General features: G+C 68.1%; 20 protein-coding genes. 10 read left to right on the top strand and 10 right to left on the bottom strand.

Annotation, left to right across the window (positions count from 1 at the left end):
- Positions 1 to 3: 3 nt before the first annotated feature.
- On the bottom strand, positions 4 to 1,446 hold the full coding sequence (locus OHT52_RS14610; RefSeq protein ID WP_328720582.1) for a CCA tRNA nucleotidyltransferase: 1,443 nt from the start codon (positions 1,444 to 1,446) through the stop codon (positions 4 to 6).
- A gap of 185 nt (positions 1,447 to 1,631) precedes the next feature.
- Here OHT52_RS14610 and OHT52_RS14605 point away from each other — a divergent pair, with 185 nt between their 5' ends.
- From OHT52_RS14605 to trxA, 7 genes are all read left to right on the top strand, one after another.
- Positions 1,632 to 3,929, top strand: a complete 2,298-nt coding sequence (locus tag OHT52_RS14605; RefSeq protein WP_328720581.1) for a DUF6049 family protein — start codon at positions 1,632 to 1,634, stop codon at positions 3,927 to 3,929.
- A gap of 49 nt (positions 3,930 to 3,978) precedes the next feature.
- A complete protein-coding gene (murJ, locus tag OHT52_RS14600) occupies positions 3,979 to 6,135 on the top strand; it encodes a murein biosynthesis integral membrane protein MurJ (RefSeq protein WP_328720580.1) in 2,157 nt (718 codons plus the stop codon).
- 131 nt (positions 6,136 to 6,266) lie between these two features.
- Positions 6,267 to 7,961 (top strand): protein kinase family protein, encoded by a 1,695-nt coding sequence (locus OHT52_RS14595; RefSeq protein WP_328720579.1) that lies wholly within the window; start codon positions 6,267 to 6,269, stop codon positions 7,959 to 7,961.
- 27 nt (positions 7,962 to 7,988) lie between these two features.
- Complete coding sequence (gene sigM / locus OHT52_RS14590) at positions 7,989 to 8,708, top strand: RNA polymerase sigma factor SigM (protein ID WP_328720578.1); 720 nt, start codon at positions 7,989 to 7,991, stop codon at positions 8,706 to 8,708.
- Positions 8,705 to 9,703, top strand: coding sequence for a hypothetical protein (locus OHT52_RS14585; protein WP_328720577.1), 999 nt, complete (start codon positions 8,705 to 8,707; stop codon positions 9,701 to 9,703). The genes sigM and OHT52_RS14585 overlap by 4 nt, the downstream gene beginning before the upstream one ends.
- A 128-nt stretch (positions 9,704 to 9,831) precedes the next feature.
- Positions 9,832 to 10,803: a thioredoxin-disulfide reductase gene (gene trxB, locus OHT52_RS14580; protein WP_328720576.1), complete on the top strand. Its 972-nt coding sequence runs from the start codon at positions 9,832 to 9,834 to the stop codon at positions 10,801 to 10,803.
- 45 nt (positions 10,804 to 10,848) lie between these two features.
- Positions 10,849 to 11,181 (top strand): thioredoxin, encoded by a 333-nt coding sequence (gene trxA, locus OHT52_RS14575; RefSeq protein ID WP_328723742.1) that lies wholly within the window; start codon positions 10,849 to 10,851, stop codon positions 11,179 to 11,181.
- A gap of 112 nt (positions 11,182 to 11,293) precedes the next feature.
- Here the strand turns inward: trxA and OHT52_RS14570 are convergent, their stop codons facing one another.
- The 9 genes from OHT52_RS14570 to rpmH form a co-directional block, all read right to left on the bottom strand.
- A complete protein-coding gene (locus tag OHT52_RS14570; protein ID WP_328720575.1) occupies positions 11,294 to 11,911 on the bottom strand; it encodes a GNAT family N-acetyltransferase in 618 nt (205 codons plus the stop codon).
- Positions 11,912 to 12,059: 148 nt separating this feature from the next.
- Positions 12,060 to 13,136: a ParB/RepB/Spo0J family partition protein gene (locus OHT52_RS14565; RefSeq protein WP_328720574.1), complete on the bottom strand. Its 1,077-nt coding sequence runs from the start codon at positions 13,134 to 13,136 to the stop codon at positions 12,060 to 12,062.
- A complete protein-coding gene (locus tag OHT52_RS14560) occupies positions 13,133 to 14,209 on the bottom strand; it encodes a ParA family protein (RefSeq protein ID WP_328723741.1) in 1,077 nt (358 codons plus the stop codon). Before OHT52_RS14560 ends, OHT52_RS14565 begins: the two co-directional genes overlap by 4 nt.
- Positions 14,210 to 14,521: 312 nt before the next feature.
- Positions 14,522 to 15,238 carry a 16S rRNA (guanine(527)-N(7))-methyltransferase RsmG gene (gene rsmG / locus OHT52_RS14555; protein WP_328720573.1) on the bottom strand — a complete coding sequence of 239 codons (717 nt, stop codon included), beginning with the start codon at positions 15,236 to 15,238 and terminating at the stop codon, positions 14,522 to 14,524.
- A gap of 108 nt (positions 15,239 to 15,346) precedes the next feature.
- On the bottom strand, positions 15,347 to 15,856 hold the full coding sequence (locus OHT52_RS14550) for a Jag family protein (protein ID WP_266706608.1): 510 nt from the start codon (positions 15,854 to 15,856) through the stop codon (positions 15,347 to 15,349).
- Between the two features lie 11 nt (positions 15,857 to 15,867).
- Positions 15,868 to 17,121: a membrane protein insertase YidC gene (gene yidC, locus OHT52_RS14545; RefSeq protein ID WP_328720572.1), complete on the bottom strand. Its 1,254-nt coding sequence runs from the start codon at positions 17,119 to 17,121 to the stop codon at positions 15,868 to 15,870.
- Between the two features lie 3 nt (positions 17,122 to 17,124).
- Complete coding sequence (gene yidD / locus OHT52_RS14540) at positions 17,125 to 17,502, bottom strand: membrane protein insertion efficiency factor YidD (RefSeq protein ID WP_328720571.1); 378 nt, start codon at positions 17,500 to 17,502, stop codon at positions 17,125 to 17,127.
- The gene (gene rnpA / locus OHT52_RS14535; protein WP_328720570.1) at positions 17,499 to 17,870 is read right to left on the bottom strand and encodes a ribonuclease P protein component; all 372 of its coding nucleotides are present in this window, start codon (positions 17,868 to 17,870) and stop codon (positions 17,499 to 17,501) included. Before rnpA ends, yidD begins: the two co-directional genes overlap by 4 nt.
- A gap of 18 nt (positions 17,871 to 17,888) precedes the next feature.
- On the bottom strand, positions 17,889 to 18,026 hold the full coding sequence (rpmH, locus tag OHT52_RS14530) for a 50S ribosomal protein L34 (RefSeq protein ID WP_112448007.1): 138 nt from the start codon (positions 18,024 to 18,026) through the stop codon (positions 17,889 to 17,891).
- Between the two features lie 380 nt (positions 18,027 to 18,406).
- On the opposite strand from rpmH, the gene dnaA reads away from it, so the two are divergent.
- From dnaA to gnd, 3 genes are all read left to right on the top strand, one after another.
- Positions 18,407 to 20,191: a chromosomal replication initiator protein DnaA gene (dnaA, locus tag OHT52_RS14525; protein WP_328720569.1), complete on the top strand. Its 1,785-nt coding sequence runs from the start codon at positions 18,407 to 18,409 to the stop codon at positions 20,189 to 20,191.
- Positions 20,192 to 21,338: 1,147 nt separating this feature from the next.
- On the top strand, positions 21,339 to 22,469 hold the full coding sequence (gene dnaN, locus OHT52_RS14520) for a DNA polymerase III subunit beta (protein ID WP_328720568.1): 1,131 nt from the start codon (positions 21,339 to 21,341) through the stop codon (positions 22,467 to 22,469).
- A gap of 139 nt (positions 22,470 to 22,608) precedes the next feature.
- Positions 22,609 to 23,487 (top strand): phosphogluconate dehydrogenase (NAD(+)-dependent, decarboxylating), encoded by an 879-nt coding sequence (gene gnd, locus OHT52_RS14515; protein WP_328720567.1) that lies wholly within the window; start codon positions 22,609 to 22,611, stop codon positions 23,485 to 23,487.
- The last annotated feature ends 13 nt before the right edge of the window (positions 23,488 to 23,500 follow it).

The following is a 23,500-nucleotide window of genomic DNA, read 5'->3' as shown; positions in this document are numbered from 1 at the left end:
GGCTCAGCCCTGGGTCCGCCACCACTCGACGAGAGCCGCGGCAGCGGCCTCTTCACCCATCGGGCCGTTCTCCAGGCGCAGCTCCAGCAGAAACGCGTACGCCTGACCGATGACGGGCCCCGGGCCGACGTCGAGAATCCGCATGATCGCGTTTCCGTCCAGGTCAGGGCGGATGGAGTCCAGCTCCTCCTGCTCCTGGAGCAGCGCGATGCGCTCCTCCAGGGCGTCGTACGTCCGCGAGAGCGCGTTCGCCTTGCGCTTGTTCCTGGTCGTGCAGTCCGATCGCGTGAGCTTGTGGAGCCGCTCCAGCAGGGGTCCCGCATCGCGTACGTACCGGCGGACGGCGGAATCAGTCCACTCACCGTCGCCGTAACCGTGGAAGCGAAGGTGGAGTTCGACCAGCCGCGAGACGTCCTTGACCATGTCGTTGGAGTACTTCAGCTCCGTCAGCCGCTTCTTGACCATCTTGGCGCCGACCACCTCGTGATGGTGGAAGGAGACGCGGCCGTCCTTCTCGAAGCGCCGGGTCCGGGGCTTGCCGATGTCGTGGAGCAGCGCGGCCAGTCGCAGCACCAGGTCCGGACCGTTCTCCTCCAGGTCGATCGCCTGCTCCAGCACGGTCAGGGAGTGCTCGTAGACGTCCTTGTGGCGGTGATGCTCGTCACTTTCCAGCCGGAGTGCCGGCAGTTCCGGCAGCACGTATCGCGCCAGCCCCGTGTCGACCAGCAGCCCCAGTCCCTTGCGGGGGTGCTCGGAGAGGAGCAGTTTGTTGAGCTCCTCCCGGACACGCTCCGCCGAGACGATCTCGATGCGCTCCGCCATCTCCGTCATGGCCGCGACGACCTCGGGGGCCACCTCGAAGTCGAGCTGCGCGGCGAACCGTGCGGCCCGCAGCATGCGGAGCGGGTCGTCGGAGAAGGACGCTTCGGGTGTCCCCGGAGTGCGCAGGACCCGGTCGGCGAGGTCCTTCATCCCGCCGTGCGGGTCGATGAACTCATTCCGCGGAAGCGCGACGGCCATCGCGTTGACCGTGAAGTCCCGGCGGACCAGATCGTCCTCGATGGAGTCTCCGTAAGAGACTTCGGGCTTCCGGGAGGTCCGGTCGTACGCCTCCGAACGGTAGGTCGTGACCTCGACCTGGTAACCGTCCTTCTGCGAGCCCACCGTGCCGAAGGCGATCCCGATCTCCCAGACGGAGTCGGCCCAGGGGCGGACGATCTTGAGTACATCCTCCGGGCGAGCGTCGGTGGTGAAGTCGAGGTCGTTCCCGAGCCGCCCGAGCAGTGCGTCCCGGACCGAGCCACCGACCAGGGCAAGGGCGAACCCCGCTTCCTCGAAGCGGCGGGCGAGCTCATCGGCGACGGGGGAGACCCGCAGCGGTTCGCCGGCCTCACGGGGCTCCGTTTGGCTCAGGGCGCTGGACTTGTCTTCGTTGGCGTTCGGCACAACAGAAAAGGGTACGTGCACGCACCGGCCCGGGCGTCATCGTTTCCGTGAGCCCTGCGAGACTCTGCCGATCATGAGGGGCGGTCCGGAGCACTCCGCCACAGCGCACCTCGTTACCATGCGGGGACGCAGAACCGACAGCGATCGACACCCCCAGCTGACGACGACGAGGGACGGGTACACGCGTGGCCGAGGCGGCAGACTCTCAGGGGACACATCCCTCTCCTGCTCGCCGGTGGATGAGGCGTACAGCGTCCGTGATGCTGGGGGTGCCCCTGGCGACCGGTCTGCTGGCAGGACCGGCGGCAGCGGCCCCGCCCACCGGCACGGTGGAGAAGGCCGCCCCCGTCTCCAGCACGGTCGATGTCTCACTGAACTCGCTCACCCCCAGCGCACCGGTGGAAGGGGACACGCTGGTCGTCTCCGGCACCCTGACCAACAGGGGCAGCGAGACGATCGACGAGGCCGAGGTGGACCTCCGTGTCGGCCCGAGGCTCTCCGGACGTTCCTCGATCGATGCGAACGCCAAGCGGACCGGATACCTGCCGGGTGTCGACGCGGAACCTCTCGGCGATCCGTACACCCTGGAGGTGTCCTCGCTCCGCAAGGGCGTCAGCCAGGACTTCTCGATCTCCGTCCCGGTCGACAAGCTGCCACTGGACTCCGCCGGCGTCTATCAGCTCGCCGTCTCCCTGACGGGCCAGACCTCCAGCAGCTCCTACGAGCGTGTCCTCGGCATTCAGCGCACCTTCCTCCCCTGGGAGCCGGATGAGAGCGACGCCAAGTCCAAGCTCACCTTCCTCTGGCCCTTGATCGCCTCCGCGCACATCACGGCCGAGACCGCTTCGGACGAGCAGCAGACCCCGGTGTTCCAGGACGACGAGCTGGCAGACGAGCTGAAGCCCGGAGGCCGGCTGGAACAGCTGGTGTCCCTGGGCAGCGATCTGCCGGTGACCTGGGTGATCGATCCGGATCTGCTGGCAAGCGTCGACGCGATGGCGGGGACCTACCGGGTCAGGTCCGGGGACACCACCGTCCCGGGCACCAGCCAGGACGTCGCGAAAAAGTGGCTCGACGCCCTGCAGAAGGCCGTGAGCGGCGACAAGATCGTCGCCCTTCCGTTCGCCGACCCCGACCTCGCGTCCATCGCGCACCGGGGCAAGAACGTCTCGGGCACTCTCAGCCATCTGCAGACCGCCACCGAAGCGGCGACGACCACGGTGGAGACGGTTCTGCACACCACGCCGACCACCGACTTCGCGTGGCCCGTGGACGGTGCCATCGATCCGTCGATCGTCGACGTCGCCACCTCGGCCGGAGCCCACAAGGTGATCGCCCGCAGCGACAGCCTCGCGGAAACCGGCAACCTGATGTACACGCCGACGGCGGCCCGGCCCATCGGCGGCGGCACGAGCGCCGTGGTGGCCGACTACCGCCTCTCCACCGTCTTCGGCGGTGACATGACGGGGGGCGAACGCTCCACTCTCGCCGTCCAGAACTTCCTCTCCCAGACCCTGGCTCTCACCAAGCAGGACGAGGACAAGGAACGCAGCATCGTGGTGGCTCCTCAGCGGATGCCCACCGCCGCACAGGCGCAGACCATGGCCCGCGCCCTCCGGGCGCTGGACGACGACCGCTGGACCCAGTCGCTGGACCTCGTGGCGGCAGCCGAGGTGAAACCGGACTCCAGAGCGACCACCAAGGTGCCAAGCTCGTCGGCCTACCCGAAAAAGCTCCGCAGTCAGGAACTGCCCACTCAGGCATTCCAGGACATCAGGGGAATCCAGGATTCGCTGAACAGCTTCCAGGTCATCCTGACCCAGCCCGAACGGGTGGTGACGCCCTTCGGCAACGCCATCAACCGCTCCATGTCGACCTCCTGGCGAGGAAAATCGCTGGAGGCCCAGAAATACCGTGACGCGGTGCGGACCTACCTCCAAGGGCTCGTCGGCCAGGTGAACCTGATCGCCAAGTCGGACGTCACCCTCTCCGGGCGTAGCGCTACGATCCCGGTCACCGTGCAGAACCAGCTGCTGCAGGGGGTCGATCATCTGGTACTCCGGCTGACCTCCGACAACGCCACTCGTCTCAAACTCAACGACGGCGGCGCGGTCGCGCAGCAGCCGGTGGCGATCGCGGGCGGGCACAGCCAGTCGGTGAAGTTCGACGCGGACGCCAACGTCAACGGCCAGGTCCAGATCAAAGCCCGCCTCTTCACTCAGGACGGGACCCCGTACGGCGACGAGATGACCTTCACCGTGAAGGTCTCCGAGCTGACGCCGACCGTTCTGCTGGTGATCGCCGGTGGCCTGCTGCTGCTGGTCCTGGCAGGTGTGAGGATGTACAGCCACCGGAAGCGTGCCGTCGCAAGCGACACGTCGGAAGGAGGCGGCGGCGAACCCGAGCAGCCGAGTGACCCGGCACCGGACACCGGGCCGGAAAGCGGGGACCCGTCCGGGACGGGTGAGAAAGTGGACCGTTGAGCGATGTCTGTCGAGGCCGGTCGGCCGGGGACGATGAGGTGGGGTTTCGATGAACGCGCCGTACGACGGTGACCGCGTGCACGGCGCGGGCGGGACGGGCGCCGACCGTGTGCCCCCGGAGACGGGACCGGACGGGACGGCCCCGGCCGACCCGTACCTCCAGCACGCCTACGACCACGACCCCTACCGGGCGCGGGACCTCGCCGCCCAGGACCCGGTCGGTGAAGCCCTGTACGACCGGGCCTCCCATCCGCCGCCGCCCCCGGGCACCTACCAGGAGCCGCAGCCGCTCTACCAGCAGCCTCCCGCGGCCCAGTACCCCCCGGACCCCCGGTTCTGGGCCCAGACGCCCGCACCGGAGCCCGCAGGGCCCTCCCGGCACCTCCCCTACGGCGACGACGCTCTGACGACCCAGTTCGTCGGCGTCGACGACCTCGTCACCCGCGCCTCGGAGGACGAAGTGGAGCCGGACGCGTTCGCCCACCTCTTCCGGGACCAGGAAGGCTCCGGCGGTGGCCGGCACGCCGGCAGTCCCGAGCCCGAGCCCGCCAAGGCACCCGCGCCGCAGAAGTCCGGAGGACGGGCTTCGGGACTGCTCAAGTCCAGCGCCCTGATGGCCGCCGGCACGCTGGTCTCACGGCTCACCGGATTCGTCCGGAGCCTCGTCATCACGGCGGCGCTCGGCGCCGTCCTGCTCGGCGACAGCTTCACCATCGCCTACACGCTGCCGACGATGATCTACATCCTCACCGTCGGTGGCGGCCTGAACTCCGTGTTCGTGCCCCAGCTCGTCCGCTCCATGAAGGACGACGAGGACGGCGGTGAGGCGTACGCCAACCGTCTGCTCACCCTGGTGATGGTCGCGCTCGGCCTGATCGTGGCCGCGGCGGTGTTCGCCGCGCCCTTGCTCATCCGGCTGATGTCCCTGCCCATCGCCAACGATCCCGCCGCCAACAGTGTGGCCGTGACCTTCGCGCGCTACTGCCTGCCGACGATCTTCTTCATGGGCGTGCACGTCGTGATGGGGCAGATCCTCAACGCGCGCGGCAAATTCGGCGCGATGATGTGGACCCCGGTCCTCAACAACATCGTCATGATCACCACGTTCGGCCTCTTCATCTGGGTCTACGGCACCGCGGCCGAGTCCCAGATGGGGGTACGGACCATCCCGGCGGACGGCGTGCGCCTGCTGGGCATCGGCACCCTGCTCGGCCTCACCGTGCAGGCACTGGCGATGATCCCGTACCTGCGCGAGGCGGGTTTCCGGTTCCGGCCGCGCTTCGACTGGAGGGGCCACGGCCTCGGCAAGACGATCAAGCTGGCCAAGTGGACCGTGCTGTTCGTCCTCGCCAACCAGGCGGGCGTCCTGGTCGTCACGCAGCTCGCCACCTCGGCCGGCAAGTCCTCCGGCCAGAACGGCACCGGTTTCCTCGCCTACTCCAACGCCCAGCTCATCTGGGGCATGCCGCAGGCCATCATCACCGTCTCCGTCATGGCCGCGCTGCTGCCCCGCATCGCACGAGCCGCGCACGACAACGATCCCGGTGCGGTCCGCGACGACATCTCCCAGGGGCTGAGAAATTCCGCCGTCGCGATCGTGCCGGTCGCCTTCGGCTTCCTCGCGCTCGGTCTGCCGATGTGCACCCTGCTCTACGGAGCGAGCGGCTCCGAAGCGGCCCGGTCGATGGGCTTCATCCTGATGGCCTTCGCCCTCGGCCTCATCCCGTACTCCGTGCAGTACGTCGTGCTGCGCGGCTTCTACGCGTACGAGGACACCCGCACGCCCTTCTACAACACGGTCATCGTGGCGACCGTCAACGCCGCCGCGTCGGTCGTCTGCTTCCTGGTCCTCCCCGCCCGCTGGGCGGTGGTCGGCATGGCGGCGTCCTACGGCCTCGCCTACGCGGTCGGGGTGGGCGTCGCCTGGCGCCGGCTGCGCAACCGCCTCGGCGGCGATCTGGACGGCGCCCGCGTCGTCCGTACGTACGCCCGCCTCTGCCTGGCGGCGATCCCCGCCGCACTCGTCGGGGGCGTGGTCGGGGTCGCACTCCTCGAACTTCTCGGCGAAGGTGTACTCGGTTCGGTCGTCGCGCTGATCTGTGGCGGTCTGTTGCTGCTCGGCATCTTCTTCGCCGCGGCCAAGAAGATGCGGATCGAAGAGGTGAACGGGCTGATGGGTATGGTCCGGGGACGGCTCGGCCGCTGAACGAGAGCCGCAGCACACAACCATCGCCGCTCTCCGTGTGTCGTGCATAGCGCCGGAGTGTGGGCACAATTGGCGTGACTGTGAGCAGAGCTGGCTGGCATCGCGCAACGGATGGGGAGGCAGGAACGACGGTGGCGGAACGTAGCACGGCTGCCGTCGACGTGGCCGACAACAGCGGCGACGAGCCGCTGGCCGCCAAGGCGGACGAGGCCACGACCGACGGGACGGCTGAAGCCAAGAACGCGGCGGGCGAGAGCCCGGACGGCGTGGACGACAAGGACGCCGGCTCCCCCGCGGAACCACCGGCACCCGACCTGCACAGCGGTCACAAGCTGGCCAAGCGATACCGGCTCGAGGAGTGCGTCACCCGACTGGACGGTTTCAGCAGCTGGCGGGCGATGGACGAGAAGCTGCGGCGCGCGGTGGGAGTCCATCTGCTCACGGCGAACCATCCCCGCGCCCGGCCCGTCCTGGCAGCGGCCCGCTCCTCCGCCCTGCTCGGCGACCCCCGTTTCGTGCAGGTGCTGGACGCCGTGGAGGAGGGCGACTTCGTCTACGTCGTCCACGAGTGGCTCCCGGACGCCGTCGAGCTCACCGCACTGCTCGCCGCGGGCCCCATGGAGGCTCACGACGCGTTCCAGCTCGTGAGCCAGCTCTCCCAGGCCATGGCTGCCGCACACCGCGAGGGCCTCGCCCACTTGCGCCTGACGCCCGGCGCCGTCCTGCGCAGTTCTACGGGGCAGTACCGCATCCGCGGTCTCGCCGTGGACGCCGCGCTGCGCGGCGTCACGGCCGAGCGCCCGCTGCGTACGGACACCGAGGCCATCGGCGCCCTGCTGTACGCGGCGCTGACGCAGCGGTGGCCCTACGAGAACGACGCCTACGGACTCGCCGGCCTGCCCAAGGGCATGGGCCTCATCGCCCCCGACCAGGTCCGGGCCGGGGTCCACCGCGGGCTCTCCGAGCTCGCCATGCGCGCGCTCGCCAACGACGGTGCCACGGCCTCGCGGCAGGAACCGCCCTGCACCACCCCCGACGAACTCGCCAAGGCTGTCGCCGCGATGCCGCGCATCCTGCCGCCCGAACCGACCTTCGCCGCTCCGCCCGAGTACCAGAGGACCACCTACCAGCAGGGGACCTACGGACGCCCGTCCGTCCGTCCCGCGCCAACGGCACCGACCGTCATGGCCGTGCCGCCGGCCCCGCTCCAGAGCCGCACCGGCAGAGCCTTGAAGTGGGCCGTCTCCGCACTGCTGATCGCTGCCCTGGGTCTCGGCAGCTGGCAGCTCGCCGAGACGCTCCTGGACAACAAGAAGACCGAGGAGCCGGGCACCACCCGCACGACGGACAGCGGCAGCACCGACAAGAACGCCCTCGTCTCCGGCAAGCCCGTCCCCATCGTGACGGCCCGGGACTACGACCCGCTCGGCACCGACGGCGGCGAGAAGCCGGAGGCGATAAAGAACGCCTACGACGGTGACCCCAGCACCTACTGGTCCACGCAGAGCTACTACACCGCGAAATTCGGCGCCCTCAAGACAGGCGTCGGAGTCGTCCTCGACCTCGGCAAGGTGCAGCAGGTCGGTTCGGTGGACGTGTCCTTCCTCGACGGCACGACCTCGGTCGAGCTGCGCAGCACGGAAGACGCCACCCCACCGTCCATGCCCGACGGCTTCACCAAGGTGGCCGCGGGCTCGGGAACGAACGTGACGCTCAAGCCCGAGAACCCCGTCCAGTCGCGGTACCTTCTCGTCTGGCTCACCGAGCTGCCCGGCAGTGGAAAGCAGTACCGGGGCAAGATCTCCGAGATCAAAGTCACCAGCTGACGTACGCAGGGAGACGGGGGCTCACTGTTGGACGACGCCATATTCGCCGGCATCGGTGACCAGGAACTTCTGGCACTGCACGTGGCGGGCGAACCGGACGCCTTCGGTGAGCTGGTGCGGCGCCACCGGGACCGCCTCTGGGCGGTGGCGCTGCGGACTCTCGGAGACCGGGAGGAAGCGGCTGACGCAGTCCAGGACGCCCTCGTCTCGGCGTTCCGGTCCGCCCACACCTTCCGGGGGCAGTCCGCCGTCACCACCTGGCTGCACCGGATCACCGTCAACGCCTGCCTCGACCGCGCTCGCAAGGCGGCTTCCCGCAGGACCTCGCCGGTGGACACCGCGGAGCGCCTCGATCAGCTGCTGGAGCCGCACGAATCGGCCGAGGCACCCGCCGAACGCCAGGATCTGCACCGTGAGCTGCTGGCCGCGCTCGCGACCCTCCCCGCCGACCAGCGGGCCGCATTGGTCCTCGTGGACATGCAGGGTTATCCGGTCGCGGAAGCGGCCCTGCTCCTCGGCGTTCCGAACGGCACGGTGAAAAGCCGTTGCGCACGCGGTCGGGCCAGACTCTTGCCGCTGCTGGCTCATCTGCGCGGCCGTGACGCAGAGGACGCACCGACGGGCAAGGGCACCACGGGTGCCGAACGGAACCTGTCGCGAGGTCCATCCGTCCCACGAGCAGCAGGGCCGAGGGACGCGGGAGCGCATGATCCTGCCGCAGCGCAGGGCGGAGGCGGACACGTATGACATCCACGACCGGTACGACTGAGCACCCGGACGTCTCGGAGATCGCAGATCTGGGCGAGGGCCTTCTCTCCCTCCCCCGAGCCGCGGAAGTCCGGCGTCATCTCCTCTCCTGCGTGCTCTGCGAGGACGTGCGGTCCTCCCTCGAAGAGATCGAGTCCCTGCTCGGCTCCATGCCGCTACCCGCACCCATGCCCTCCGATGTCGCGGCGCGCATCGACGCGGCTCTGGCCGCCGAGATGCGTACTCATGACCGGGTGGCCGTGGGCGCTTCTTCCGAGGACCTCGATGTTTCACGTGAAACATCGAGCGGTGAAACGGCGGTGCAGACGACTGAGCAACCAGCAGCGCGGATCACGGACGCCCATCCTGCGGTTCAGCGGCAGCGCAAAGGCCCTTCGGTATCCCGCTCCACCACCCGGCCGTCGCCCGACTTCACGCGTCCGGGCCGTCGTTCCTCGGTGTCCCGCCGCCGCATCGTTCTCGGCGCCGCGTTCGGCGCGGGGATTCTGGGCGTGGGAACCCTCCTCTTCCAGACGGCCGACGCCCTGCCCGACAGGGCATTCTCGTCCGACGCCTCGTCAAAGGCCGCAGGCCCGACGTCCCAGACGGCTGCAGCGTCAGAAGCCGGCGAGTTCACCGCAGCCAGACTCCCCGAGCAGGTGCGCGACCTCCTGGACAGCGCGCCCACACTCCGCCACACCGAGAAGCCCGACAGCTCGGCGCAGGAGGCGCACCCCTCGGCAACACCCCTGGTCGGCGATCCGCTGTCGGCGCCCTACGTACCCGCCTGCGTCCAGCGGGCGCTCGGACGCACCGACGCCGTCCTCGGGGCGGAGTCGGGTGAATACGAGGGGACCGAGACCTACCTCGTGGTCCTCTCCCACCCGACGGACAGCACTCTGGTGACCGCCTACCTCGTCGATGCCCGCTGCACCGCGTCCGATCCCTCGGGTACGGGCTCTCTGATGTTCTCCCACTCCTACCCCCGCTCCTGACCCGAGGTGCCCCGTGCCACGCGGGGAGATCGGGAATGCACGCCCCGTAGGATCCGTTGGGTGGGGTGAGAGTCGTTGAACCGACCACCTCAGACAGTAGGCAGACCGCAGAGACGAGGAAGACACCCGTGAGCGACGTCCGTAATGTGATCATCATCGGCTCCGGGCCGGCTGGGTACACGGCCGCCCTGTACACCGCTCGCGCCTCGTTGAAGCCCCTGGTCTTCGAGGGTGCCGTCACCGCTGGTGGTGCGTTGATGAACACCACCGACGTGGAGAACTTCCCCGGCTTCCAGGACGGGATCATGGGCCCCGACCTCATGGACAACATGCGTGCTCAGGCGGAGCGCTTCGGCGCGGAGCTGATCCCGGACGACGTGGTCGCCGTGGATCTGACCGGTGAGATCAAGACGGTCACCGACACGGCCGGTACGGTCCACCGTGCCAAGGCCGTCATCGTGACGACCGGGTCCCAGCACCGGAAGCTCGGCCTGCCGAACGAGGACGCTCTCTCCGGACGCGGTGTCTCCTGGTGCGCCACCTGCGACGGGTTCTTCTTCAAGGACCAGGACATCGCGGTGATCGGAGGCGGCGACACCGCCATGGAGGAGGCGACCTTCCTCTCCCGCTTCGCGAAGTCGGTCACGATCGTCCACCGCCGTGACACTCTCCGCGCCTCCAAGGCGATGCAGGAGCGTGCCTTCGCCGACCCGAAGATCAAATTCGCCTGGGACAGCGAGGTCGCCGGGGTCCACGGGGAGCAGAAGCTGTCCGGTCTGACCCTGCGCAACACCAAGACCGGTGAGACCTCCGAGCTGGCGGTCACCGGCCTCTTCATCGCGGTCGGTCACGACCCGCGGACCGAACTCTTCAAGGGCCAGCTCGACCTCGACGAAGAGGGTTACCTCAAGGTCCAGGCTCCCTCGACGCGCACCAACATCACGGGCGTCTTCGGTGCCGGCGACGTCGTCGACCACACCTACCGTCAGGCCATCACCGCTGCCGGTACGGGCTGCTCGGCCGCCCTCGACGCCGAACGCTTCCTGGCCGCCCTGGCGGACGAGAAGCTCGCCGAGCCGGAGAAGACCCCGGCCGTCTGAACTGCTCCACCCTCACCCCCACCCGCTGTGTACAAGGAGGCCGCCGTGGCCGGCACGCTGAAGAACGTTACCGACGCTACTTTCGAGGAAGAGGTCCTGAAGAGCGGCAAGCCCGTTCTCGTGGACTTCTGGGCTGCCTGGTGCGGCCCGTGCCGCCAGATCGCCCCCTCCTTGGAGGCCATCGCCGCTGAGCACAGCGAGATCGAGATCGTGAAGCTCAACATCGACGAGAACCCGGACACCGCCGCCAAGTACGGCGTGATGTCCATTCCGACTCTCAACGTCTACCAGGGTGGCGAGGTCGCCAAGACCATCGTCGGTGCCAAGCCCAAGGCCGCGATCCTCCGCGACCTCGAAGACTTCATCGTCTCGGAGTAAGCACTCTGCTCCGTGCGCGCCGGACAGCCCGCGCGGAACATGTTTCACGTGAAACGGGTCGGCCTCATGAAGAGGCCGACCCGTTCTGCTGTGCTCCGAGCTCCGCCGCACTTCAGAGCGGCCGGAGCACGGGTTCCTTCTGCACCGCTCCCAGCAGGCGGTCCAACGCCAGCTCGACGTCTTCCCTCCAGGAGAGCGTCGTACGCAAATCCAGTCGCAGACGCGGATGGACGGGGTGGGGCCGCACGGTCTTGAAGCCCACCGCCAGAAGGTGATCCGCCGGAAGAAGACAGGCAGGTTCCTTCCACCGTGCCTCGCCGAAAGCCTCGATGGCCTTGAAGCCACGCTGCAGAAGATCCTTCGCCACCGTCTGGACCATGACTCTTCCCAGCCCCTGCCGCTGGTACGCGGGGTCGATCCAGCCGGTGATCAGCTGAACGGCGTCCGGTGAGACCGGACTGGTGGGAAAGGCGATGGAACGCGGTACGTAAGCCGGCGGCGCGTAGAGCACATAGCCCACCGGCACATCGTCGACATGGACCAGCCGCCCGCAGGACCCCCATTCCAGGAGAACGGCGGAGAGCCAGGATTCCTTGGCCGACTCCGTGGTACCTGCCTTGACCGCGGTGTCAGCCCTCACGGGGTCCAGCTCCCAGAAGACACACGACCGACAGCGCTGGGGGAGATCCGAAAGATTGTCCAGGGTGAGCGGTACGAGCCGACGCCCCATGAAGGCGATCCCTCACTTCCTTGGATCCGGGGAGATGCGCCCTACCAGAACGCATCGTATCCACGCAGACAGGGAGCGCATACCCGGGAACGAGCAAAGGACGGGCCTCAAGGGCCCGTCCTTCTACACGCTGCGGGAGGTGGAAGCGTCAGCTCGCCGCTTCGTCCTCAGCAGGCTTCGCGGAGGTGCCGCGCTCCAGCACACGCCCCTCACCCGGCGCGAGACTGCCGAGAATACGGTCGAGGTCCTCCATGGAAGCGAACTCGACCACGATCTTCCCCTTCTTCTGGCCGAGGTCGACCTTCACCCGAGTCTCGAACCGGTCCGAAAGTCGTGACGCCAGATCACTCAGCGCGGGCGAGACCAGACTTCCCGCCCTCGGCCCCTTCGACTTCGCGGGGCGGTCGTCCTTCGACTCCATGACCTTGACGATTTCCTCGGTCGAGCGGACCGAGAGCCCTTCACGAACGATGCGGCGGGCAAGCTCCTCCTGCTGCTCGGGATCCTCCAGCGAGAGCAGCGCCCGCGCATGGCCGGCCGAGAGAACCCCTGCGGCCACCCGGCTCCGCACGGAAAGAGGCAGACGCAACAGACGCAGCGTGTTCGAGACCTGAGGCCTTGAACGGCCGATCCGGTCGGCCAGCTGCTCCTGAGTACAGTTGAACTCCTTGAGCAGCTGGGAGTACGCGGCTGCCTCCTCCAACGGGTTGAGCTGAGCCCGGTGCAGGTTCTCCAGAAGCGCATCCAACAGAAGCTTGTCATCGTCGGTCGCCCGGACGATCGCGGGGATACGCTCCAGACCCGCCTCCCGGCTGGCCCGCAAACGCCGCTCGCCCATGATGAGCTCGTAGCTGTCGGCCCCCACCTGGCGCACGACGACGGGCTGGAGAAGGCCCACCTCCTTGATGGAGATGATCAGCTCGTCGAGCGCCGCTTCGTCGAACACCTCACGAGGCTGCTGTGGGTTGGGACGGATCGAGTCCGGCAGCAGTTCGGCGAAGTACGCGCCTACGGCCTCCGGCTCCGGCTGCTCCACCGACGGCTCCGCCGGCTTCGGCTCGGGCACCAAGCGCCCGTTTGGCAGAGGGGGGAGCTTCGCGGCCGGCACTCCCCGCTCCGCCGCCAGCACCTGACCGGCACCCATAGGCGCCACCTGCTTCTCCGAAGGAGCTGCGGGAATCAGCGCAGCGAGCCCGCGCCCCAGCCCTCGACGACGGTCACTCACTGGATGCCCTCCGAAATGCTCCGCTGGGTGCTCTGATTGCCCAAGTGGGCGGGCTGGGGCTCGTACTGCACTCCCACGCCCCGCAGCGCGATCTCACGCGCCGCCTCAAGGTACGACAGCGATCCGCTCGACCCCGGATCGTACGTCAGGACGGTCTGCCCGTAGCTGGGGGCCTCCGAGATGCGTACCGACCTCGGAATGCTCGTCCGCAGCACCTCCTTTCCGAAGTGGCTGCGTACCTCCTCCGCGACCTGGGAGGCGAGGCGAGTCCTGCCGTCGTACATGGTGAGCAGAATCGTGGACACGTGAAGGTTCGGGTTGAGGTGACCGCGCACCAGCTCAACGTTCCGCAGCAGCTGGCCCAGGCCCTCCAGCGCGTAGTACTCGCACTGAATGGGAATCAGCACCTCGGCGCCGGCGACCATCGCATTGACCGTCAGCAGGCCCAGTGAGGGCGGACAGTCGATGAGGATGTAGTCGAGCGGCTGCTCGTAGGCCTGAATGGCGCGCTGGAGACGGCTCTCGCGTGCCACCAGGGAGACCAGCTCGATCTCAGCACCGGCGAGATCGATGGTGGCGGGAGCGCAGAAAAGACCTTCCACGTCCGGGACGGGCTGCACGACTTCGGAGAGCGGCATGCTCTCCACCAGGACGTCGTACACCGAGGGGACCTCGGCGTGGTGATCGATCCCCAGAGCCGTTGAGGCGTTCCCCTGCGGATCGAGGTCGATCACCAGAACGCGGGCACCGTGCAGCGCGAGCGAGGCGGCAAGGTTGACGGTCGACGTCGTCTTGCCCACACCGCCCTTCTGGTTGGCGACCACCATGACGCGCGTCCGGTCAGGGCGTGGCAGCCCCTCGCCGGCACGGCCCAGGGCCTCCACCGCCAGCTGGGCCGCACGACCAATAGGAGTGTCATCCATCGGCGGCGGTGTTTCACGTGAAACACCGTCCCCCAGGGATTCGGTACGGGGACCGGGGACCGGATCGGTCATCGGTCCCGCGATGTTGGCGTCGGACCGCAAGGATTCACTCTCCTCGACTTCAGGCTCGCAATAGGCAGAGCCTGCCATGCTTTCGGGGTTGTGAACCAGCGAGGCCCGCTGTTCTGTGGATGGCTCCACCGATGTGGACAACTTGGTAGCTCGTTCGGGGTTGCGGTCCCGCGGCGTGGCAGCCGCACGGCCACGGCCGATGATTCCCTGCAACAGAGAGCGACGTTTCACGTGAAACACGATGCCTCTGCGGAACAACTACCCAGCACCGACACTCCGCGTGGAGGGGTCAGGGCTACTTCTGTGGAGCATCGCTCCACAAGCCGACAGACCGAGCCCAGCTGGTACTTCTTCCACGCCCGGGCCCCCGCCCCGGCCGTGAAACCCGGATCAGCGGCGTCGGCGCGTCCGGCTCACCCTGGCCGCCTTGGCCCGCTTTGCGGCGAACCTCACACCGCCCGGGCTCTCACCGACGACCACGCGGACCACCGTCGTGGTGGGGTCCACCACACCGGCTCCGGCGTGCAGCACTTCGGTCTCGACCACGCCCAGCTTGCTCAGCGCGGCGCGCGCGCCGTTGATCTCCTCCTCGGCGGTATCGCCCTTGAGCGCCAGCATCTCGCCGTACGGCCGCAGCAGAGGCACCCCCCAGCCGGCCAGGCGATCCAGCGGTGCGACCGCCCGTGCCGTCACCACGTGGACCGGCTGGAGTTTCCCCAGCACTTCCTCGGCCCGGCCCCTGACGACCGTCACGTGGTCGAGCCCGAGCAGTTCCACGACCTCCTGGAGGAAGTTCGTCCTCCGGAGCAGCGGTTCCAGCAGGGTGATCTTCAGGTCGGGCCGAACCAACGCCAGCGGGATTCCCGGCAGTCCTGCTCCGGACCCCACGTCGCAGACCGTCACATCCCGGGGGACCACCTCGGAGAGAACGGCGCAGTTCAGCAGGTGCCGCTCCCACAGACGTGGGACCTCACGCGGACCGATCAGCCCACGCTTGACGCCCGCGTCCGCGAGCAGCTCCGCGTACCGGACGGCTTCCGGGAAGAACTCGCCGAAAACCGCCTGGGCCGCCTCAGGTGCCTGAGGGAGCGCTGCTTCCTCCGTCACGGGGACCGTCCTTCCCTACCGCACTAACGCACTGTGGATGGCTGACTAACAGGCTGACAAAGATCGGCCCCGCCTGCGAACAGACGGGGCCGACAGAACACGTTCCGGTCAGGCCGGAAGGACGACGACGAAGCGCTGCGGCTCCTCGCCCTCGGACTCGCTCCGCAGACCGGCCGCCGCGATCGCGTCGTGCACGACCTTGCGCTCGAACGGCGTCATCGGCTCCAGTCGCACCGGCTCACCGGAGCTCTTGACCTCGTCGGCCGCCTTCGCGCCGAGCGCCGCCAGGACCTCGCGCTTCTTGGCCCGGAAGCCGGCGATGTCCAGCATCAGACGGCTGCGGTCACCGGTCTCCCGGTGCACCGCGAGCCGGGTCAACTCCTGGAGCGCCTCCAGCACCTCACCGTCGCGGCCCACCAGCTTCTGCAGTTCACGCGCCGACTCACTGATGATCGAGACCGCGGCCCGGTCCGCCTCGACGTCCATGTCGATGTCGCCGTCGAGATCGGCGATGTCGAGAAGACCCTCGAGGTAGTCGGCCGCGATCTCGCCCTCCTGCTCAAGGCGGGTCAGGGTGTCGCTGCCCTCAGCGGCCGTGGAGATGGTGCCTTCCGACACGGATGGACTCCTTACTTCTTGGACGGGTGCTTGGGCCGCTGCGGGCCCTTGCGCGGTCCGGACTTTGCCTGGCGTGAGGAGCCCGACGCGGGCTTGCCCGCCGGCTTCGACTTGTCGTCCTGCTTCTGGAGCGAGGTCTTGGGCTCAGCGGTGTCGTCGGAGGCCGGCTCCTTGGCCGTCTCGGCCTGACCGGCGGCGGCAGTCCTCTGCGCCTTGCTCTGCCGCTTGGGCTGGTGCCGCCGCTGTGCGGTGCCCTCAGCCTCGGCCACTGCCGACTCGCTCTTCGCCACGTTCCCGTCCTCCTGGGCGGCGAGGCCCAGCTTGGAGAGTCCGTTGATGAACTTGCGCTCGATGTCGTTGCGCTCCGCGCCCTTGGCGTAGATGCGCTTGACGGTGTTGCGACGCGTCCGACCGCGGACCTCGCCGTGCTGGGTGACGCTCTTCAGCAGTCGTCCGAGGTACTGGTCCTGGGCCTTGCTGCCCGGCGTCGGGTTCTGGTTGATCACGTACATCTGCTGACCCATGGTCCAGACGTTGGTGGTCAGCCAGTAGACGAGGACACCGACGGGGAAGTTGATGCCCATCACGGCGAAGATCAGCGGGAAGACGTACATCAGCATCTTCTGCTGCTGCATGTACGGGGTCTTCACCGTGAGATCGACGTTCTTCGTCATCAGCTGGCGCTGGGTGAAGAACTGCGAGGCCGACATCATGACGATCATGACCGCGGTGACGACCCGGACGTCCGTGAGGGAAGCGCCGAGCGCCGATACCTCGGCCGAGCTGTTCATGAACTTCGCCGCGAGCGGGGCACCGAAGATGTGGGCCTGCCGCGCGCTGTCGAGCAGCGGCTGGTCGATGACACCGATCGTCTTGCCGTTGGCGATGGCCGCGAGCACGTGGTACAGGGCGAAGAAGAACGGGGACTGCGCCAGGATCGGAAGGCACGAGGAGAGCGGGTTGGTACCCGTCTCCTTGTACAGCTTCATCATCTCTTCGGACTGACGCTGCTTGTCGTTCTTGTAGCGCTCCTGGATCGCCTTCATCTTCGGCTGGAGCACCTGCATGTTCCGCGTCGACTTGATCTGCTTCACGAAGAGCGGGACCAGGCAGATACGGATCAGAACCACGAGGGACACGATGGACAGGCCCCAGGCCCAGCCCGTGTCGTCACCGAAGATCGCCCCGTACACCTTGTGGAACTGGACGATCACCCAGGAGACGGGTGTGGTGATGAATTGGAACAGACTGGCAATCGTGTCCACTAATCAGGCTCCTTGAGCTTTGGGCGAGGTCTCTGTGGCCGGGCCCGGCAGCACGGCCGGCGCCGTCGCGGCGGCTGCCGTGCTCCCGGGAGGCACATCAGTGGCGGAGTCCCCGCCCTTGTCACCGCGCAGCGCGTTGCGCAGCAGTTCGTGCCAGCGCGGACGCTTACGCGGCGGGACATGGTCCACACCGCCCGGCGACCACGGATTGCATCGCAGAATGCGCCAGGCGGTCAGCGCTGTTCCCTTGATTGCCCCATGCCGGTCTATCGCCGTGAACCCGTAGTGCGAACACGACGGGTAGTAGCGGCAGACAGGGCCCAGCAGTGGGCTGATCGTCCACTGGTACAGCTTGATGAGAGCCAGCAGCGGGTACTTCATCGCGCGCCCCCTCCCAGCAGCCGCTCGAAGGCGGCGTCCAGGTCTCGGGTCAGCTGAGCGTGGTCGGCATCGCCCGAACCGGGCAACGCTCGCACCACAACCAGGCTACCGGGGGGCAGCTGAGCCAGCCGGTCCCGGACCAGGTGGCGGAGCCGGCGCTTCACAGCGGTGCGTACGACCGCACCACCCACGGCTTTGCTGACGACGAAACCCGCACGCGGTGGGGGAGGGTTCTCCCCCGACACGTGCGGGTCCGTAGTACCGCTGCGTAGATGAACGACGAGCAGAGGGCGACCGGCCCTGCGTCCTCGTCGTACCGCGGTCGCGAAGTCCTCGCGCCGCCTCAGCCGATTCTCGGTAGGCAGCACGTCATGACCTGTTGGCGATCAGGCCGACAGGGCGCTGCGACCCTTGCCACGGCGGTTCGCGAGAATCGCGCGGCCGGCACGGGTACGCATGCGAAGGCGGAAGCCGTGGGTCTTGGCGCGACGACGGTTGTTCGGCTGGAAGGTGCGCTTGCTCACTCGGGGGCTCCAGAATAAATCGGGTGATGGCGGGACATCGCCTGGCTGTCACCGTGCGCCCACGAGGAACTCGCGTAAACGCCTTAGTGCACCGCTTCACAATCACAGATCGTGATCTTTGCCCATCGGAGGCAGGCGGCAGCAGCCATCGACAACTCGACCTGGTCACGGTACGCGCGGCTACGCCATCCGGTCAAACTCGCCGCGTCCGACCCCCCACTATGCACAGGCTGTGGACAACGACTTGAACCGGGCGGGTCGGCGTAGCTACCGTGGCTGAACTCCGGTTTCTTTTCGTTCCCCATGCCGGGCCCGACCCCACCCGACCCATTCCGTCCCGGGAACCACATATTCGTGGGACATGCGAGAGAGCGTGCCTTGTGGCTGACGTACCTGCCGATCTTGCCGCAGTGTGGCCACGCGTGCTGGAACATCTCCTCGGTGAGGGCCAGCAGGGCATCGAGCCGAAGGACAAGCAGTGGATCGAGCGCTGCCAGCCACTCGCGCTGGTCGCCGACACCGCGCTGCTCGCCGTACCCAACGAGTGGGGCAAGCGGGTGCTGGAGGGACGGCTCGCGCCGCTCATCAGTGAAACGCTGACGCGCGAGTGCGGCCGGCCGATCCGGATCGCGATCACCGTCGACGACTCGGTCGGCGAGCCGACCCCTCCGGCGCCGCCGCTGCACCAGAGCCAGCAGGGCCGGCAGAACCACCGGTACCCGAACCCCTCGCACGACGAGCAGAACCACGTCGACCCGTACGACACGTACGGTCACCGCCCGACGGACGACGGGATGCCGACGGCCCGCCCCGCCTACCCGGAGTACCAGCAGCGGCCCGAGCCGGGCGCCTGGCCGCGCACCCAGGAGGACCTCTCCTGGCAGCAGCCGCGGCACGGCGGCTACCAGGACCGCGAGCAGCCGGCCGACCAGTGGCGCGAGCCCTACGGCACCGGACGCCCGCAGCAGCCCTCGCACGACTACCGCCCGCAGCCTCCGGAGCGTCAGGGGTACGAGTCCCAGCGGACCGAGCGGCACGACCTCCAGGACCAGCAGCACCGTCCCGGGCGGAACGGCGGCGGGATGCCGGGGCCCGGCTCGCAGCAGGCCCCCGCGCCCGGACCGGGTGAGCCGCATGCCCGGCTGAATCCCAAGTACCTCTTCGACACCTTCGTCATCGGCGCCTCCAACCGGTTCGCGCACGCGGCGGCGGTGGCGGTGGCCGAGGCGCCCGCCAAGGCGTACAACCCGCTCTTCATCTACGGGGAATCCGGGCTCGGCAAAACCCATCTGCTGCACGCCATCGGGCACTACGCGCGGAGCCTCTACCCGGGGACCCGGGTGCGGTACGTGAGCTCCGAGGAGTTCACCAACGAGTTCATCAACTCGATCCGCGACGGCAAGGGCGACACCTTCCGCAAGCGGTACCGCGACGTGGACATCCTGCTCGTGGACGACATCCAGTTCCTGGCGAGCAAGGAGTCGACGCAGGAGGAGTTCTTCCACACCTTCAATACGCTGCACAACGCGAACAAGCAGATCGTGCTCTCCTCGGACCGGCCGCCCAAGCAGCTGGTGACGCTGGAGGACCGGCTGCGCAACCGGTTCGAGTGGGGGCTCACCACCGACGTGCAGCCGCCCGAGCTGGAGACCCGGATCGCGATCCTGCGCAAGAAGGCGGTGCAGGAGCAGCTGAACGCCCCGCCGGAGGTGCTGGAGTTCATCGCGTCCCGGATCTCGCGGAACATCCGTGAGCTGGAGGGCGCGCTGATCCGGGTGACGGCGTTCGCCAGCCTCAACCGGCAGCCGGTGGACCTCGGCCTGACCGAGATCGTGCTGAAGGACCTCATCCCCGGTGGGGAGGACTCCGCTCCGGAGATCACCGCTCCGGCGATCATGGCGGCGACGGCCGACTACTTCGGGCTGACGGTGGAGGATCTCTGCGGTTCGTCGCGGAGCCGCGTACTGGTGACGGCCCGGCAGATCGCCATGTACCTCTGCCGTGAACTCACGGATCTCTCGCTGCCGAAGATCGGCGCGCAGTTCGGCGGCCGTGACCACACCACGGTCATGCACGCGGACCGCAAGATCCGCGCGCTGATGGCGGAGCGGCGCTCCATCTACAACCAGGTCACCGAACTCACCAACCGCATCAAGAACGGCTGACCACCCGCGCAGCCGGGGGCAGCCGCCCAGCCGGTCACCCCGGTAGTTCCCGTACGGGCACCGCCCCCGGCGTACTCCGCCCACAGCCGGTGGACAACGAGGCGCCCCGCCAGACCCCTTCACGGTCCGGCGGGGCGCCTCTTCCTGTTCTCGCGCAACTGGCCACCGGCGCCGCGGATGCCGCCGCGGTCCTGTCCCGGAGATCCCGGACCGCTTCTCCCCGTGGCTTCCAGAGCGTCCAGGACGAGCCGCGGGCTGCTGCCGGCGCTCCTCTCCGCCCGTCCGGAGGAACTCCGACGGAGGCGTTTTCGGGGCTTGGGGAGCGCACGGAACCTTCATTCCGGGCGGCTGCGGGGCTTGTCGCTGTTCGAACAGAAGGTCACAGAAGCGCCGACACGGTGCTTCTCCACAGATGTGCCGGAAATCTTCTCTCCACAGCCTGGGGACCGGGAAGTTGTCCAGATTGCGTCCACAGGGCTCGCTGTCGATACTCCATCAGGCCAGGTCAACCGCCTGGGGATTTGTGGTCAACCTTGATCCACAGCCTGTGGATAAAAAATCTGTCCACAGACCGCTCTCCGGGTTGTCCACCACCAACTCACAGGATCGGCTCTCTTGTCCCCAGGAGGAACCCTCTTCTCCACACCTCTGTCCACTGTTCGGCAACACGACACCCGGCCTCACTGCCGAGAGTGAAAGGCGTCACACCGAGGGGGTCGATTGGGCTGTGGGGAACCCGGGTAAAGCTGGGGACCGCCCTGGGGAGAAGTACCCCGGCCCTGTGCATCGGGTGTGCAGAACTTTCGTGTGTCCACAGAAGAGGCTGGTTATCCACGGATCGCACCCACAGGGGCGGTGGACAAAAAACTGGCCCTGACCTGCGAAAACGACGTTATCCACGGTTTCCACAGGGCCTACTACTACTACCCCTCAGAGTTAGCCAGGAATCAGCTTCGAAGTGGGGGCTGTGCACAACTTGGCCCGCCGAGCTCTCGGACCGCTTCGGGCGACTTGACCCCGAGCAGCGACGAGTGTCGGTGCCGTACGTCAGACTGGACCCCGGCGTCCTCCCCGGCCCCTCGGCCGACGGACCCGAATCGACGACGAGGCCAGCAGGGCGAGCTAGCAACAGCAGGAGGCGGTTCCGGTGAAGATCCGGGTGGAGCGCGATGTACTCGCGGAGGCGGTGGCCTGGGTGGCCCGCAGCCTCCCGGCCCGTCCGCCGGCGCCCGTCCTCGCGGGCCTTCTGCTGAAGGCCGAGGACGGTGCCCTCAGCTTCTCCAGCTTCGACTACGAGGTCTCCGCGAAGGTCTCCGTCGACGCCGAGATCGAGGAAGACGGCACGGTCCTGGTCTCCGGCCGGCTGCTCGCCGACATCTGCCGCGCGCTGCCCAACCGCCCGGTGGAGATCTCCACCGACGGTGTGCGCGCCACCGTGGTCTGCGGCTCGTCGCGCTTCACCCTCCACACACTGCCTGTGGAGGAGTACCCGGCGCTGCCCCAGATGCCGGTCGCGACCGGCACGGTGCCCGGCGAGATCTTCGCCTCGGCCGCCGCGCAGGTCGCCATCGCCGCCGGCCGCGACGACACCCTCCCGGTGCTCACGGGTGTGCGCATCGAGATCGAGGGCGAGACGGTCACGCTGGCCTCGACCGACCGCTACCGCTTCGCCGTACGCGAATTCCAGTGGAAGCCGGAGAACCCTGACGCCTCCGCCGTGGCCCTGGTGCCCGCCAAGACGCTGCTGGACACCGCCAAGGCGCTCACCAGCGGCGACACGGTCACTCTGGCGCTCTCCGGCGCCGGTGCGGGTGAAGGGCTGATCGGTTTCGAAGGGGCCGGCCGCCGTACGACCACCCGTTTGCTCGAAGGCGACCTGCCGAAGTACCGCACGCTCTTCCCGACCGAGTTCATGTCCGTCGCCGTCATCGAGACCGCGCCGTTCGTCGAGGCCGTCAAGCGTGTGGCCCTCGTCGCCGAGCGGAACACCCCGGTGCGGCTCAGCTTCGAGCAGGGCGTGCTCATCCTGGAAGCCGGTTCCTCGGACGACGCACAGGCTGTGGAGCGCGTCGACGCGGTGCTGGAGGGCGACGACATCTCGATCGCCTTCAACCCGACCTTCCTGCTGGACGGGCTGAGCGCCATCGACTCCCCGGTGGCCCAGCTCTCCTTCACCACCTCCACGAAGCCCGCCCTGCTCAGCGGCCGTCCGGCCGTCGACGCCGAGGCGAACGACGCGTACAAGTACCTGATCATGCCGGTCCGCCTCTCCGGCTGACCGCTGCTCGGTATCCGTACCCACGACAAGGGATCCGGCGGGCAGGCTCGGCGCTGAGCTTGCCCGCCGCTCCGTGTTCCGGCGCCGGGCGTAGGCTCGGAGCTGGGAACGTATCGGCACAACGCTTAAGGAATCTCTGATGGAGCTCGGTCTCGTCGGCCTCGGCAAGATGGGCGGCAACATGCGCGAGCGCATCCGCCGCGCAGGCCACACCGTCATCGGTTACGACCGGAACCCGGACGTCGCCGATGTCCACAGCCTCGAAGAGCTTGTGGGCAAGCTGAAGGGCCCGCGTGTCGTCTGGGTCATGGTCCCGGCCGGCGCCGCCACGCAGTCCACCATCGACGAGCTGGCGGAGCTGCTCCAGCCCGGCGACATCGTCGTCGACGGTGGCAACAGCCGTTGGACCGACGACGAGAAGCACGCCGTCGAGCTGGGCATCAAGGGCATCGGCTTCGTCGACTGCGGTGTCTCCGGCGGTGTCTGGGGCCTGGAGAACGGCTACGCCCTGATGTACGGCGGCAAGCCCGAGGACGTCGAGAAGGTCCAGCCCATCTTCGACGCGCTCAAGCCGGAGGGCGAGTTCGGTTCCGTCCACGCGGGCAAGGTCGGTGCCGGCCACTTCGCGAAGATGGTCCACAACGGCATCGAGTACGCCATGATGCAGGCCTACGCCGAGGGCTGGGAGCTCCTGGAGAAGGTCGACTCCGTCACCGACGTGCGCGAGGTCTTCCGCTCCTGGCAGGAAGGCACCGTCATCCGCTCCTGGCTGCTCGACCTCGCGGTCAACGCCCTGGACGACGACGAGCACCTCGACAGCCTCCGCGGCTACGCCGCCGACTCCGGCGAGGGCCGCTGGACGGTGGAGGCCGCGATCGACAACTCTGTGCCGCTGCCCGCGATCACCGCGTCGCTCTTCGCGCGCTTCGCCTCGCGCCAGGACGACTCGCCGCAGATGAAGATGATCGCCGCGCTGCGCAACCAGTTCGGTGGCCACGCGGTGGAGAACAAGAAGTAGTACGCACATACAG

The sequence above is a fragment of the Streptomyces sp. NBC_00247 genome, from assembly GCF_036188265.1.
Taxonomy (GTDB): Bacteria; Actinomycetota; Actinomycetes; order Streptomycetales; family Streptomycetaceae; genus Streptomyces.
The sequence above is the reverse complement of the archived record's forward strand: the minus strand, read 5'-3'. Positions and strand labels throughout refer to the sequence as shown.

Bases quoted from the DNA above. Each gene is read 5' to 3' on its own strand.
- murJ (WP_328720580.1), top strand. From the start codon at position 3,979: ATGAACGCGCCGTACGACGGTGACCGCGTGCACGGCGCGGGCGGGACG.
- OHT52_RS14585 (WP_328720577.1), top strand. From the start codon at position 8,705: ATGACATCCACGACCGGTACGACTGAGCACCCGGACGTCTCGGAGATC.
- OHT52_RS14570 (WP_328720575.1), bottom strand. From the start codon at position 11,911: ATGGGGCGTCGGCTCGTACCGCTCACCCTGGACAATCTTTCGGATCTC.
- OHT52_RS14560 (WP_328723741.1), bottom strand. From the start codon at position 14,209: ATGGCAGGCTCTGCCTATTGCGAGCCTGAAGTCGAGGAGAGTGAATCC.
- yidD (WP_328720571.1), bottom strand. From the start codon at position 17,502: ATGAAGTACCCGCTGCTGGCTCTCATCAAGCTGTACCAGTGGACGATC.
- gnd (WP_328720567.1), top strand. From the start codon at position 22,609: ATGGAGCTCGGTCTCGTCGGCCTCGGCAAGATGGGCGGCAACATGCGC.